Raw genomic sequence first — 321 nt, 5'->3', positions numbered from 1 at the left:
ACTTTGTACACCAGCAGATCAATTTTTCTGTTTCCATTGCCGTGTACCACAGGGGGGAGGGTCTGGTCGGTGTCGTTTATGATCCGTCCCGCGATGAGCTGTTTCATGCCGCGAAAGGAAAGGGCGCCTTTCTAAACGATATGCCGCTGAAGCTCGACCGCCAGGTGTCGCTGGAAGAAGCGTTGCTCTGCACAAGCGTCTTTTGGAATAAGCGGGCTGAACAGATAGGCATTGATCAGATTGTCAAAAAACTGGCAGGAAAAGTGAGAGGGATGCGGCTTTTGGGAAGTGCGGCGCTTGAATTGTCGTACGTTGCTGCAG

1 protein-coding gene is annotated in these 321 nt (G+C 52.0%); it reads left to right on the top strand.

Going from position 1 to position 321, the window contains the following annotated elements; all coding sequences use genetic code 11:
* The coding region (locus tag MXD62_RS10825; protein ID WP_285224036.1) for an inositol monophosphatase family protein at window positions 1-321 on the top strand (321 nt) is incomplete at both ends.

It is taken from the genome of Frankia sp. Mgl5, assembly GCF_023242985.1.
Lineage (GTDB): Bacteria > Actinomycetota > Actinomycetes > Frankiales > Frankiaceae > Parafrankia > Parafrankia soli.
This window is presented reverse-complemented; position numbering and strand designations above follow the sequence as displayed.